The 13,482-nt window shown below is 55.3% G+C and carries 12 protein-coding genes; all 12 read right to left on the bottom strand.

Annotated elements, in window-relative coordinates; genetic code table 11:
* Positions 1–31 precede the first annotated feature (31 nt).
* Positions 32–1,297, bottom strand: coding sequence for a cell envelope integrity protein TolA (tolA, locus tag H0S68_RS06120; RefSeq protein WP_410529232.1), 1,266 nt, complete (start codon positions 1,295–1,297; stop codon positions 32–34).
* An 82-nt stretch (positions 1,298–1,379) separates the two neighbouring features.
* Positions 1,380–1,808, bottom strand: a complete 429-nt coding sequence (gene tolR, locus H0S68_RS06115) for a colicin uptake protein TolR (protein WP_020825683.1) — start codon at positions 1,806–1,808, stop codon at positions 1,380–1,382.
* 12 nt (positions 1,809–1,820) lie between these two features.
* Positions 1,821–2,504, bottom strand: a complete 684-nt coding sequence (gene tolQ / locus H0S68_RS06110; protein ID WP_039992358.1) for a Tol-Pal system protein TolQ — start codon at positions 2,502–2,504, stop codon at positions 1,821–1,823.
* Entirely contained in the window at positions 2,501–2,905 is a 405-nt protein-coding gene (gene ybgC / locus H0S68_RS06105) for a tol-pal system-associated acyl-CoA thioesterase (protein ID WP_020825682.1), read from the bottom strand. Before ybgC ends, tolQ begins: the two co-directional genes overlap by 4 nt.
* Positions 2,906–3,035: 130 nt before the next feature.
* Positions 3,036–3,332 carry a cyd operon protein YbgE gene (gene ybgE, locus H0S68_RS06100; protein ID WP_020825681.1) on the bottom strand — a complete coding sequence of 99 codons (297 nt, stop codon included), beginning with the start codon at positions 3,330–3,332 and terminating at the stop codon, positions 3,036–3,038.
* Positions 3,332–3,445, bottom strand: a complete 114-nt coding sequence (gene cydX, locus H0S68_RS06095; protein WP_004949761.1) for a cytochrome bd-I oxidase subunit CydX — start codon at positions 3,443–3,445, stop codon at positions 3,332–3,334. The genes ybgE and cydX overlap by 1 nt, the downstream gene beginning before the upstream one ends.
* Positions 3,446–3,462: 17 nt before the next feature.
* Positions 3,463–4,602: a cytochrome d ubiquinol oxidase subunit II gene (cydB, locus tag H0S68_RS06090; protein WP_020825680.1), complete on the bottom strand. Its 1,140-nt coding sequence runs from the start codon at positions 4,600–4,602 to the stop codon at positions 3,463–3,465.
* A gap of 14 nt (positions 4,603–4,616) precedes the next feature.
* Complete coding sequence (gene cydA / locus H0S68_RS06085; RefSeq protein WP_020825679.1) at positions 4,617–6,185, bottom strand: cytochrome ubiquinol oxidase subunit I; 1,569 nt, start codon at positions 6,183–6,185, stop codon at positions 4,617–4,619.
* 777 nt (positions 6,186–6,962) lie between these two features.
* Positions 6,963–7,835, bottom strand: coding sequence for a succinate--CoA ligase subunit alpha (sucD, locus tag H0S68_RS06080; protein WP_020825678.1), 873 nt, complete (start codon positions 7,833–7,835; stop codon positions 6,963–6,965).
* Positions 7,835–9,001 carry an ADP-forming succinate--CoA ligase subunit beta gene (gene sucC, locus H0S68_RS06075; protein ID WP_020825677.1) on the bottom strand — a complete coding sequence of 389 codons (1,167 nt, stop codon included), beginning with the start codon at positions 8,999–9,001 and terminating at the stop codon, positions 7,835–7,837. Before sucC ends, sucD begins: the two co-directional genes overlap by 1 nt.
* 240 nt (positions 9,002–9,241) lie before the next feature.
* On the bottom strand, positions 9,242–10,462 hold the full coding sequence (gene odhB, locus H0S68_RS06070; RefSeq protein ID WP_020825676.1) for a 2-oxoglutarate dehydrogenase complex dihydrolipoyllysine-residue succinyltransferase: 1,221 nt from the start codon (positions 10,460–10,462) through the stop codon (positions 9,242–9,244).
* 11 nt (positions 10,463–10,473) lie between these two features.
* Positions 10,474–13,287 (bottom strand): 2-oxoglutarate dehydrogenase E1 component, encoded by a 2,814-nt coding sequence (sucA, locus tag H0S68_RS06065; protein ID WP_020825675.1) that lies wholly within the window; start codon positions 13,285–13,287, stop codon positions 10,474–10,476.
* Positions 13,288–13,482 lie beyond the last annotated feature (195 nt).

Below are 13,482 nucleotides of genomic sequence, written 5' to 3'. Positions count from 1 at the left end.
ATCCCTGCGATATGACTTAGCTAATCAACCGTTATTGTGGCTTAAATACAAGGGTCGAATTCTTAAAGTGCTGATAAACGGCATCGCTCGGTGGTTTCGGGATCTTCGCCTGATTCGCAGCAGCTACAGCCGCCTGGCACAGGGCAGGATCGCCACCTACCGATTTCACGTCAATCAAAAAGCCATCAGGCCCCAGCTTGATGCGTAGGTCACAGGTCTTACCGGCAAACGAACTGGCATCATAAAACTTATTCTGAATTGCTGTGCGAATCTGCCCAGCATAGCCATCAATATCGGCACCACTCGCCCCTGCAGCCTTGGCATTGCCCTGACCGGCCGGTTTACCGTCACCCTTCGCTTTAGCCCCGCCGCCTTTCGGCGCGTTTTTACCGTCCGCCAGGTCGCCAAACAGATCATTGACGTCCGAAGACTGAGCTGCCGCTGCGGCAGCCGCTTTCTTCTTGGCGTCTGCGGCCTTCTTGGCAGCAGCTTTCTCAGCGGCGGCTTTTTCGGCAGCGGCGGCTTTTTTCTCAGCTTCTGCAGCCGCTTTCTTCTCGGCATCAGCTGCGGCTTTTTTCTCGGCTTCTGCTGCAGCTTTCTTCTCGGCTTCGGCAGCGGCCTTTTTCTCTGCAGCTTCGGCAGCAGCGGCTTTCTTCGCTTCTTCCGCCTGTTTCTTGGCGGCAGCGGCAGCAGCCGCTTCTTTCTTGGCTTCAGACTCCGCTTTCTTCTGCGCGTCGGCCTGTGCTTTAGCGACTTTATCTGCCTCGGCCTTGGCCTTGGCGGCGGCCGCTTCCGCTACTTTCTGTTGTTCTTTGGCTTTCGCCGCGGCGTTCTCGGCCGCTTTTTGCTGTTCAGCAGCCTGCTTTTGTTGCTCCGCCGCCTGTTTTTGCTGCTCTGCGGCCTGCTTCTGCTGTTCAGCCTGTTCTTTCGCGTCCTGCGCCGCTTTTTCCTGCGCAGACAAACGCTCTTTCTCCAGCTCTTTCAGGCGCTGTTGCTCCGCCGCTTGCTTCTGCTGAAGTTCTTCGGCTTGTTGTTCCGCTTTTTTCTGGCGCTGCTTTTCAGCACGCTGCGCGTCGTTACTCTGCTGTTGCTGGCGGTTGTACTGCTCCACCACTGCCGCGGGATCGACCATCACTGCACCGACGACAGAACCATCGCCACCGCCGCCGGCACTGTTCATGTCGACGTTTTCTTGCAGCGATCCCCAAATCAGCAGGGCAATCAATACAAAGTGCAGAACGACCGAAACAATAACGGCGCGGTTCAGCTTATCGTTTTGCTCAGTTGCCTTTACCAAAATAGATTCCCAAAAACTGGTGTTGCTTATACGGGGTTCCTGAGCCAACGGCACAGGAACCGGGTTGCCACTGACCTTAGGGTCAGATTGGCTGGGTCATTAGCCCCACGGAAGCCACGCCCGCCTGATGGAGAATATTCAATGCCTTGATAATCTCATCGTACGGTACTTCCTTCGCCCCACCGATCAAAAAGACCGTTTTCGGGTTAGCCGCTAAACGCGACTTGGCTTCGGCGGCAACCTGTTCCGGCGGCAGCAGCTCCATGCGGTTGTGATCCACCACCAGGGTGTATTGACCCACGCCTGAAACCTCAAGGATCACCGGCGGGTTATCATCGCTGGACACCGTCTTGGAATCGGTGGCGTCCGGCAGATCAACCTCAACGCTCTGCGTGATAATCGGCGCCGTTGCCATAAAGATCAGCAACAGCACCAGCAACACGTCGAGCAACGGAACGATGTTTATTTCGGACTTCAGCTCGCGCCGATTACGTCCACGAACTCTCGCCATGCTACCTCCTACTTATTTGCTGTCGCTGGAGAAGGCCTGACGATGCAGAATAGCGGTGAACTCTTCCATAAAGTTGTCGTAATTCTGCTCAAGCTTGTTGACGCGCTGGTTGAGGCGGTTATAGGCCATAACGGCCGGAATAGCGGCGAACAAACCGATGGCGGTTGCGATCAGTGCTTCGGCGATACCCGGTGCTACCATTTGCAGCGTGGCCTGCTTCACCGCGCCCAGTGCGATAAAGGCGTGCATAATCCCCCACACGGTGCCGAACAGACCGATATACGGACTGATCGAACCCACGGTGCCGAGGAAAGGAATGTGGTTTTCCAGCGTTTCCAGCTCGCGGTTCATCGAGATGCGCATGGCGCGTGACGCCCCTTCGATCACCGATTCCGGCGCATGGTTGTTAGCGCGGTGTAAACGAGCGAACTCTTTGAAGCCAGAGTGGAAAATTTGCTCTGAGCCGGTCAGGCTATCGCGACGCGCCTGGCTTTCCTGGTACAGGCGAGAAAGCTCGATACCGGACCAGAATTTGTCTTCAAAGGCTTCGGCGTCACGCGTGGCCGCATTCAGGATGCGGGTGCGCTGGATGATGATCGCCCAAGAGGCCACTGAGAAGCATATCAAAATCAACATGATAAGCTTAACCAGCAGGCTCGCCTTCAAGAATAAATCTAGGATGTTCATGTCAGTCACTGCTTAAACTCCGCGACAATAGACTTAGGAAGCGCTATCGGCTTCATTTGGTGTGGATCAATGCATGCAATCAACACATCGGCCTGACTCAAGAGAGTCCCGTCAGAATTGACAATGCGTTGGGCAAACGTGAGAGAGGCCCCGCGCATTGAGGTGATTTCACTCTGCACTTCCAGCTGTTCGTCGAGACGAGCCGGAGCCAGGTAATCCACCGTCATGCGCCGAACCACGAAAGCGACATGTTCACTGAGCAGCTGCTGTTGATGAAAGTTGTGATGACGCAGCATCTCGGTGCGCGCTCTTTCAAAAAAGGCGACATAGCGGGCGTGATAGACCACACCACTGGCATCGGTATCCTCGTAGTAAACGCGAACCGGCCATCGAAACAACGTATTACTCACTCTACTTCCCAGCAATGCAATTTAACGGTGCTACTATACGCAAGACAGATCGGGTTGGGAATGGGTTACAAGAGGGGAACGAAAATAATTATGGGCCGGAAGGGCCCATAACTCGGGGTTATAACGGAGATTATAAAGAAACGTAAAGTAATCCTGCGGCGAGGATCACAATTGCCGGAAGTGGCGCGAAAAAAGCGCGCCATAACGTCCGCTGCGGTTTGAAGCCAACGCCGTGAACCACCCCGGCGCAAACTGCCCAAATCAGCAGCAGCCCTTCCCAAATCTCCAGCGAGCTGGTCTTCGCCGCAAAGCGGGTCGGATCCCAAAAAATACAGCCCGCCAAAATCAACGCCAGCACCAGTGAAAGGGCCCGGACAGGGCCCTTGTCAGTCATGGCGTACAGCTTGTCAGTTAATGACGAACTCATCACTTACCGTCTTGCTGTGCTTTTGAATCTTCGTGGTGCTCAAGCGCCAGCGCCGTGATGATACCGAAGGCACAGGCAAGAAGCGTTCCGAGAATCCAGGCAAAATACCACATGGTTTAGCTCCCTATCCTTAATACAGCGAATGCTTGTTGTTCTCGACGAAGTTTTTGTCGAGACGGCCGAACATTTTGTAGTACGACCAGCTGGTGTACCCCAGAACGATAGGCACGAAGATCGCCGCGACAACGGTCATCACTTCCAACGTCAACAGACTGGAGGTGGCATCCCACATGGTCAGGCTGATGTTAGGCACGGTGCTTGACGGCATCACGAACGGGAACATGGTCACACCGGCAGTCAGGATCACGCAGGCAATGGTCAGTGACGAAGTCACGAACGCCAGCGCGTCTTTCGACATGCGGGAGAACAGCACCGTAAACAGCGGCAGCACCACACCCAGGGCAGGCAATGCCCACAGCAGCGGATACTTGTTGAAGTTGATCAACCAGGCACCGGCCTGATGAGCCACTTCTTTACGCATCGGGTTAGACTCCGCCATGGTATCCAGCGCCGAGGTAATCACATAACCATCGATGCCTTTCACCAGCCAAATACCACCCAACAGGAAGAACACCGCCATCACCAACGTGGAGATCTGCGCCGCAGCACGTGCACGCAGGTGGATCTCACCGCTAGTACGCATCTGCAGGTAGGTTGCCCCCTGGGTCACCAGCATGGTCAGGCTGACGACACCCGCCAACAGGCCAAACGGATTCAGCAGTTGGAAGAAGTTGCCGGTGTAGAACAGACGCATGTATTCGTCCATGTGGAACGGCACGCCCTGCAGCAGGTTGCCGAACGCCACGCCGAACACCACCGCCGGCACAAAGCTGCCGATGAAGATGCCCCAGTCCCACATGTTGCGCCAGCGGCTGCTTTCCAGCTTCGAGCGGTAGTCAAAACCGACCGGGCGGAAGAACAAGGCGGACAGCACCAGGATCATGGCAACGTAGAAACCGGAGAACGCCGCCGCATAGACCATTGGCCAGGCGGCGAACAGCGCACCACCGGCCGTGATCAGCCACACCTGGTTACCGTCCCAGTGCGGCGCGATGGAGTTGATCATCACCCGGCGCTCGGTATCGGTTTTACCGATAATGCGCACCAGGATGCCGACCCCCATGTCGAAACCGTCGGTGACGGCGAAACCGATCAGCAGTACGCCAATCAGGACCCACCAGATAAATCGCAGTACTTCATAATCAAACATACGTGGACTCCTGTTTAGCGCGCTTCCTGCACGGCGGCAGTCGGTTGTTCAAAGTGGTAGCGGCCAGTTTTCAGGCTGCTTGGACCCAGACGTGCAAATTTGAACATCAGGTACATTTCAGCCACCAGGAACAGGGTGTACAAGCCGCAAATCAGCCCCATCGAGAACAGAATGTCGCCCGCAGTCAGTGAAGAGTTGGCAACCGCAGTCGGCAGCACCTCACCAATCGCCCAAGGTTGACGACCGTATTCAGCCACAAACCAGCCGGCTTCGATGGCAATCCACGGCAGCGGCAGGCCATACAGCGCCGCACGGTGTAGCCACTTTCTCTGGCCAATGCGGCCACGAAGCACGCTCCAGAACGACAGACCGATAATCAGCAACATCAGCACGCCACAGGCCACCATGATACGGAAGGCGAAGTACAGCGGTGCTACGCGTGGGATAGAGTCTTTGGTCGCCTGCTGGATCTGCGTTTCCGTCGCGTCGGTGACGTTCTGGGTATAGCGCTTCAGCAGTAAACCGTAGCCCAAATCCTGCTTGGCTTTATTGAACTCGGCGCGAACCGCCGGATCGGTATTGCCACTGCGCAACTCTTCCAGCAGTTGGTAGGCTTTCATCCCGTTGCGGATACGCACTTCATGCTGCGCCATCAGATCTTTCAGGCCGGTGACCTGAGTATCCGTTGAGCGGGTGGCAATCAGGCCGAGCGCATAAGGAATTTGGATCGCGTAGGAGTTTTCCATTTTATCCTGATTCGGAATACCGAACAGGGTAAAGGAAGCTGGAGCCGGTTGAGTGTCCCATTCGGCTTCGATGGCGGCCAGTTTGGTTTTCTGCACGTCACCCATTTCGTAGCCGGATTCATCACCCAGTACGATTACGGACAGTACGGCAGCCATACCGAAGCTGGCAGCGATTGCGAAGGAACGTTTGGCAAAGGCAGTATCACGGCCTTTCAGCAGGTAGTAAGAGCTGATACCCAGTACGAACATCGCACCACAGGTGTAGCCGGCAGCTACGGTGTGAACGAACTTAACCTGCGCAACCGGGTTGAGCACCAGTTCGGAGAAGCTGAGCATCTCCATGCGCATGGTTTCGAAGTTGAAGTCCGAGGCAATAGGGTTCTGCATCCAGCCGTTGGCCACCAGGATCCACAGCGCAGAGAAGTTTGAGCCCAGTGCCACCAGCCAGGTTACGGCCATGTGCTGCACCTTGCCCAGACGATCCCAGCCGAAGAAGAACAGGCCGACCAGCGTCGATTCAAGGAAGAACGCCATCAGACCTTCGATGGCCAGAGGGGCCCCGAAAATATCACCGACGTAGTGTGAGAAATATGACCAGTTGGTCCCGAACTGGAACTCCATGGTCAAACCGGTGGCCACACCCAGAGCAAAGTTAATTGCAAATAACTTGCCCCAGAATTTGGTCATATCTTTATAGATTTGTTTGCCTGACAGTACATATACCGTTTCCATAATTGCCAGCAAAAACGCCATGCCTAGCGTTAATGGGACAAATAAGAAGTGGTACATCGCCGTTAAAGCAAACTGTAAGCGCGACAGTTCGACAATATCAAACATCTTGACTCCTTGCTCCTCGCAGGAAGACTCCGACATGCGGTTATCGATATGACTTCGGGTGAAGCTACCGGTAACGCCCCGCAGTGAATGCCCTTAAACACAACAAAAATTTGATCCAGCTTCTCCGCTTTCAACCATGCATTCGACGCGGGCCGTACTGGCCAGTGCACTAAACACACCACTGAAAACCGACAACGGGTAACAAATGCAACAAGATCAACCATCCATATTCACCATGGATGATACTCGCCCAATCCCACACAATAAATAGGTTTTTACGTGATATGGGTTAGACTTTTGGTTACAGGTCAAATTTTAGCCCAAAGAGGTACTCAGCCCTAATTTGATCTGGAACAATTTAAGCCTATCTGAATTTTATTTCCAGATTCAGCTCACAATTTCTCATAATTATCTTGTGGTTATGTTACATAATGGTTTCGTAGTCTATCTAGGTACTTTTTGTGTTAAATAGATGTGATATTTAATGGTTATCTGTATTTAAATGAAGTCTCGAGTGTGAATGATGTTAACGCTTATTAACCTGCTAATAGGACAAGCTTAGCTTATTTTTTTACTCTGATAATTGTAGGCAATAAAAAGAATAATTATCGATAAAGCAGTGCTTAAATACGTCCACCCGTCCCTCCCCCCTTTAATTGATGCCGCTAACGCTCACCACGGCCACCGCAATGCCCTATTCCCTCTCGTGCAGGCAAAAAAAAACAGGGCCAGACACTTGGTCTGACCCTGCTTGAATACGGACTACCGCAGATTAAATTAGCGGTTCAGAACCGCTTTAACTGCCTCGCCGATGTCAGCCAGGCTGCGCACGGTTTTAACCCCTGCCGCTTCCAGCGCTGCGAATTTTTCGTCCGCAGTGCCTTTGCCGCCGGCAATGATGGCGCCGGCATGGCCCATACGCTTGCCTTTAGGCGCGGTAACACCCGCGATGTAGCCAACTACCGGCTTGGTCACGTGTTCTTTGATGTACGCCGCTGCTTCTTCTTCTGCGCTGCCGCCGATCTCACCGATCATGACGATCGCTTCAGTTTGCGGATCTTCCTGGAACAACTTCAGGATATCGATGAAGTTAGAACCTGGGATCGGGTCACCGCCGATGCCTACACAGGTAGACTGGCCCAGACCGGTATCGGTGGTTTGCTTCACCGCTTCGTAGGTCAGGGTGCCGGAGCGGGAAACGATGCCCACTTTGCCTGGCAGGTGGATGTGGCCTGGCATGATGCCGATTTTGCACTCGCCCGGGGTGATAACGCCTGGGCAGTTCGGGCCAATCATACGCACGCCGGCTTCATCCAGCTTCACCTTGACGGTCAGCATATCCAGCGTCGGGATGCCTTCGGTAATGGTGATGATCAGTTTGATGCCTGCATCGATAGCTTCCAGAATGGAGTCTTTGCAGAATGGTGCCGGTACGTAGATAACGGACGCCGTGGCGCCGGTCGCTTCTACCGCTTCACGCACGGTGTTGAACACCGGCAGGCCCAGGTGCTGAGTGCCGCCTTTGCCCGGCGTCACGCCACCGACCATTTTGGTGCCGTAAGCGATAGCTTGTTCGGAGTGGAAGGTCCCCTGGCTACCGGTGAAACCCTGACAGATAACTTTGGTGTTCTTATCGATTAAAATGGACATTATTTACCCTCCACTGCCGCAACAACTTGCTGAGCCGCATCAGTCAGGCTGGTCGCAGCAATGATATTCAGACCGCTGTCCGCCAGTTTCTTGGCGCCCAGTTCGGCGTTATTCCCTTCCAGACGCACCACCACCGGGACGTTAACGCCCACTTCGGCTACGGCGCCAATGATACCGTCAGCGATCAGGTCGCAGCGCACGATACCACCGAAAATGTTAACCAATACCGCTTTCACCTTGTCGTCGGACAGGATGATTTTGAAGGCTTCGGTCACGCGCTCTTTGGTTGCACCACCGCCTACGTCGAGGAAGTTGGCTGGCTCACCGCCGTGCAGCTTAACGATGTCCATGGTCCCCATCGCCAGGCCTGCGCCGTTAACCATGCAGCCGATGTTGCCGTCGAGAGCAACGTAGTTCAGCTCCCACTGTGCCGCACGGGATTCACGCTCGTCTTCCTGAGACAGGTCGCGCATTTCACGCAGCTCAGGTTGACGGAACAGTGCGTTACCGTCAGCGCCCAGTTTACCGTCCAGACAGATCAGATCGCCCTGCTTGGTCACCACCAGCGGGTTAATCTCAACCATCGCCAGGTCGCGCTCCAGGAACAAGGTCGCCAGGCCCATGAAGATCTTGGCGAACTGGCCAACTTGCTTGCCGGTCAGGCCCAGTTTGAAGGCCAGTTCACGGCCCTGGTAAGGCTGTGGGCCTGCCAGTGGGTCGATGGTCATTTTGTGGATCAGTTCCGGCGTTTCTTCCGCAACTTTCTCAATCTCAACGCCACCCTCGGTGGATGCCATGAACACCACGCGACGGCTGGCACGGTCTACTACCGCGCCCAGGTACAGTTCTTTATCGATGTCGGTCGCGGCTTCTACCAGGATCTGGTGAACAGGTTGGCCCAGCGCGTCAGTCTGGTAGGTCACCAGACGCTTGCCCAGCCAGGCTTCAGCGAAAGCGCGGATATCTTCTTTGCTGTTTACAACTTTAACGCCGCCAGCTTTACCGCGGCCGCCAGCATGAACCTGACATTTAACCACCCACGGGCCGGAGCCGATTTTGGATGCGGCTTCTTCCGCTTCACGCGGTGTGGTACAGGCGTAACCGGTTGGTGCCGGCATGCCATACCGAGCAAACAGCTGTTTTGCCTGATATTCGTGTAAATTCATGATGTTCTATCCATTCAGTTCTGAAGGTTTTAGCCGAGTCATTTTGGCGGAAAACCGCATGACTTTCGTCGGCCACATAGCACAGAGTGTGGGCGCGGCAATCTCTGTCATCCTTAAAGCTGCATCTTTGTTGGCTGCCTTCTCTCACCCCAGTCACATAGTTGACTATGCTCCTGGGGATTCGCTCCGTTGCCGCCGCGATGCAACTTCAATGATTTAAGATATACGCGCCCATCAGGGTTATACGTCCAGCAGCAGACGAGCCGGATCTTCCAGCATCTCTTTTACCGTCACCAGGTAACCGACGGATTCTTTACCGTCGATCAGGCGGTGATCGTAAGACAGTGCCAGATACATCATTGGCTGGATCACAACCTGGCCTTTAACCGCCATTGGGCGATCTTTAATGGCGTGCATGCCCAGGATGGCGCTCTGCGGTGGGTTGATGATCGGGGTAGACATCAGTGAACCGAATACGCCGCCGTTGGTAATGGTGAAGTTACCGCCGGTCAGCTCTTCCACAGTCAATTTGCCGTCACGGCCTTTAACTGCCAGCTCTTTGATTTTCTTCTCGATGTCCGCCATGCTCATGGTGTCTACGTCACGCAGTACCGGGGTTACCAGGCCGCGTGGGGTAGATACCGCAATGCTGATATCGAAGTAGTTGTGGTACACCACGTCGGTACCGTCGATGGAAGCGTTCACTTCCGGGAAGCGCTTCAGGGCTTCAACCACCGCCTTGATGTAGAAGGACATGAAGCCCAGACGTACACCGTGACGTTTTTCGAAGGCTTCACCGTACTGCTTGCGCAGGTCCATGATCGGCTGCATGTTGATTTCGTTGAAGGTGGTCAGCATCGCAGTGCTGTTCTTCGCTTCCAACAGGCGCTCGGCCACGCGTTTGCGCAGGCGGGTCATCGGCACGCGTTTTTCGCTGCGGCTGCTCAGAGCAGGCTGCGGTGCGGCTTCAACGGCGGCAGCGGCAGGCTTATCGGCTTTTTTGCCGTTAGCCAGGTGCGCTTCCACGTCTTCACGGGTGATACGGCCACCCACGCCGCTGCCTTTGATGGCGGCAGCATCGAGATCGTGTTCGGCAATCAGACGGCGGATCGCCGGGCTGAGCGCGTCGTTGCTCTCTTCTTCCAGGCTGGCAGTCGCGCGCTGTGCAGGCGTGGCTTCTTTCTCCTGGCTCTTCTCGGCGGTCGGCTTGCCGGAGCTGTCACCCGGGCGGATGCGGCCTAGCAGTTGGCGAGAAAGCACGGTTGCGCCCTCTTCTTCCACGATCGCATCGAGGATGCCAGCTTCACTTGCCGGAACTTCCAGAACCACTTTGTCAGTTTCGATTTCAACCAGAACTTCGTCACGCTGGACGCTGTCACCTGGTTTCTTGTGCCAGGTGGCTACGGTCGCATCCGCAACCGATTCAGGAAGGTCAGGTACCAGAATATCTACGCTACTCATTTAGCTTTCCCTTAATCTTTAACAATATTCAGCGCGTCATTAACCAGAGCCTGCTGCTGCTTCTGGTGTACGGACATGTAACCGACTGCCGGAGAGGCAGAGGCTGGACGTCCTGCGTAACGTAAAGAAGCCCCGAACGGCACCACTTCACGGAAGTTGTGTTGGCTGCAGTACCAGGCGCCCTGGTTCAGCGGCTCTTCCTGACACCAGACGAAATCATGCACGTGAGCATACTTCTCCAGCACCGCCTGAACGGCCTGATGCGGGAACGGGTACAGCTGCTCGATACGGATGATAGCCACGTCTTTCTGGTCGTTCTTGCGGCGTTGTTCCAGCAGATCGTAATAGACCTTACCGGAGCACATGACCACGCGTTTGACCGCTTTCGGATCCAACTCGTCGATCTCGCCGATAGCCGGCAGGAAGGTGCCGTTAGCCAGCTCTTCCAGAGACGAGGTTGCCAGCGGGTGACGCAGCAGAGATTTCGGCGACATCACCACCAACGGACGGCGCATACCGCGCAGCGCCTGACGACGCAGCATATGGTAGACCTGTGCCGGAGTGGACGGGATGCACACCTGCATGTTCTGCTCAGCACACAGCTGCAGGTAACGTTCCAGACGCGCAGAGGAGTGCTCTGGACCCTGACCTTCGTAACCATGCGGCAGCAGCATCACCAGGCCACACATACGGCCCCATTTCTGCTCGCCGGAGCTGATGAACTGGTCGATCACCACCTGAGCACCGTTGGCGAAGTCACCGAACTGCGCTTCCCAAATGGTCAGGGTGCGCGGTTCTGCGGTGGCGTAACCATATTCGAACGCCAGTACGGCTTCTTCCGACAGCACGGAGTCCCACACTTTGAACTCGCCCTGCCCGCTGTGAACATTGGCCAGCGGAACGTAGACCGAACCGTTTTTCTGGTTGTGCACCACAGCATGGCGGTGGAAGAAGGTACCGCGACCGGCATCTTCGCCGGAAAGGCGAATCGGGATGCCTTCATCGACCATGGTGGCATAGGCCAGCGTTTCCGCCGCGCCCCAGTCGAACGCTTTGTTGCCTGCCGCCATCTCGGCGCGGTCTGCGTAGATTTTCGCTACGCGTGACTGCATTTCGATCGCTTCCGGCACGGTGCTGATGCGACGGGCCAGTTCCTGCAGGCGCTTCATCTCAACCTTGCTTGGGTACTCTTCATCCCATTCGTGGTTAAGGTACGGCGACCAGGTAAAGCTATGCAGGTTCATCGGACGCCACTCTTCAACCACGCAATCGCCGCGGTCGAGTGCATCACGATACAGGTTGACCATTTCCGTGGCATCTTCCAGGCTGGCGACTTTTTGTTCGGTCAGCACGTCAGCATAAAGCTTGCGCGGCGTTGGGTGTTTTTTGATCTTCTGGTACATCACCGGCTGGGTTGCACTTGGCTCATCGGCCTCGTTATGCCCATGGCGACGGTAGCAGACCAGATCGATCATCACGTCACGTTTGAAGGTGTTACGGAAATCCAACGCCAGGCGGGTCACAAAGGCCACCGCTTCCGGATCGTCAGCATTTACGTGGAAGATCGGCGACTGCACCATCTTGGCGATGTCAGTACAATATTCGGTAGAACGCGCATCCAACGGGTTGGAGGTAGTGAAACCAACCTGGTTGTTGATCACGATACGCACCGTGCCGCCCACTTCGTAGCCGCGAGCCTGCGACATGTTCAGGGTTTCCTGAACCACGCCCTGGCCGGTAATGGCGGCATCACCGTGGATGGTGATTGGCAGTACCATATTGCTGCGCGCTTCGTCCAGACGGTCACGACGAGCACGAACTGAGCCCATGACCACCGGGCTGACGATCTCCAGGTGCGACGGGTTAAACGCCAGCGCCAGGTGAACCATGCCGCCTTCGGTTTCTACGTCGGAGGAGAAGCCCTGGTGATATTTAACGTCACCGGTGCCGAGGTGTTCTTTATGCTTGCCGGCAAACTCGTCGAACAGGTCGGCAGGTTTTTTGCCCAGTACGTTGATCAACACGTTCAGACGGCCGCGGTGGGCCATGCCCAATACCACTTCGCGCGTACCGTTCTTACCGGCGTGACGCACCATCTCTTTGAGCATCGGTACCAGCGCATCGCCACCTTCCAGCGAGAAGCGTTTCGCCCCTGGGAATTTGGCACCGAGGTAACGCTCCAGACCTTCCGCTGCGGTCAGTTCGTTCAGGAAGCGGCGTTTCTCATCATCGGTAAAGCTGGCGTGCCCCACCACCGATTCAATACGCTGCTGGATCCAGCGTTTCTCTTCAGTGTTGGTAATGTGCATGTATTCCGCACCGATCGAGCCGCAGTAAGTCTGCTTCAGCGCGGCATACAGGTCGCCCAGCTTCATGGTTTCTTTGCCGATAGCGAAAGAACCCACGTTGAAGGTTTCCTGGAAGTCGGCTTCGGTCAGGTTGTGATAGGCGGGTTCAAGGTCAGGAACTTGCTCACGCTGCCACAGACCGAGCGGATCGAGGTTGGCATGCTGATGTCCGCGGAAACGGAAGGCGTTAATCAGCTGCAGTACCTTGACCTGTTTGGCATCGGTGTCTGGGTCGTTGATGGTGGTGTTGTAACGCGCGGAGTCTTTCGCCAGGCGGCGGAAGTAGTCACGCGTTTGAGAGTGAAGCTGATCGGGTTTTACACCCGCGGTTGGTAGCTGTTGAAAAATGGAACGCCAGCTATCTTCAACGGAGCCCGGATCGGTTAAGAAGTCTTCATAGAGCTGTTCTATGTAAGACTGGTTCGCGCCCGCCAGATAGGAGGAATCCAGCCAGGCCTTCATTGCGCCGTTCTGCATCATGATCCCTTAAGCTTTGAAGCTTTAGTTTTCGCCGTGGTTAACATAATTACCGTGATGGATACGGTTTGCCGTAGAAACGGTTCACTCGACGTACTTTTACGGTACGTTCTGCTATGGACCTTGCGGTCCCTTACAAGGAACCTCTAAAAACCGGCGGGCGAACCTGGCTGCATAGTGCCGCAGCCACGGGTC

The sequence above is a fragment of the Serratia sp. AXJ-M genome (assembly GCF_046531865.1).
In the GTDB taxonomy this organism is placed as follows: Bacteria; Pseudomonadota; Gammaproteobacteria; order Enterobacterales; family Enterobacteriaceae; genus Serratia; species Serratia liquefaciens.
This window is presented reverse-complemented; position numbering and strand designations above follow the sequence as displayed.

Bases quoted from the DNA above. Each gene is read 5' to 3' on its own strand.
- sucA (WP_020825675.1), bottom strand. From the start codon at position 13,287: ATGCAGAACGGCGCAATGAAGGCCTGGCTGGATTCCTCCTATCTGGCG.
- cydB (WP_020825680.1), bottom strand. From the start codon at position 4,602: ATGTTTGATTATGAAGTACTGCGATTTATCTGGTGGGTCCTGATTGGC.
- odhB (WP_020825676.1), bottom strand. From the start codon at position 10,462: ATGAGTAGCGTAGATATTCTGGTACCTGACCTTCCTGAATCGGTTGCG.
- ybgE (WP_020825681.1), bottom strand. From the start codon at position 3,332: ATGAGTTCGTCATTAACTGACAAGCTGTACGCCATGACTGACAAGGGC.
- tolR (WP_020825683.1), bottom strand. From the start codon at position 1,808: ATGGCGAGAGTTCGTGGACGTAATCGGCGCGAGCTGAAGTCCGAAATA.
- sucC (WP_020825677.1), bottom strand. From the start codon at position 9,001: ATGAATTTACACGAATATCAGGCAAAACAGCTGTTTGCTCGGTATGGC.
- cydA (WP_020825679.1), bottom strand. From the start codon at position 6,185: ATGTTTGATATTGTCGAACTGTCGCGCTTACAGTTTGCTTTAACGGCG.
- cydX (WP_004949761.1), bottom strand. From the start codon at position 3,445: ATGTGGTATTTTGCCTGGATTCTCGGAACGCTTCTTGCCTGTGCCTTC.
- sucD (WP_020825678.1), bottom strand. From the start codon at position 7,835: ATGTCCATTTTAATCGATAAGAACACCAAAGTTATCTGTCAGGGTTTC.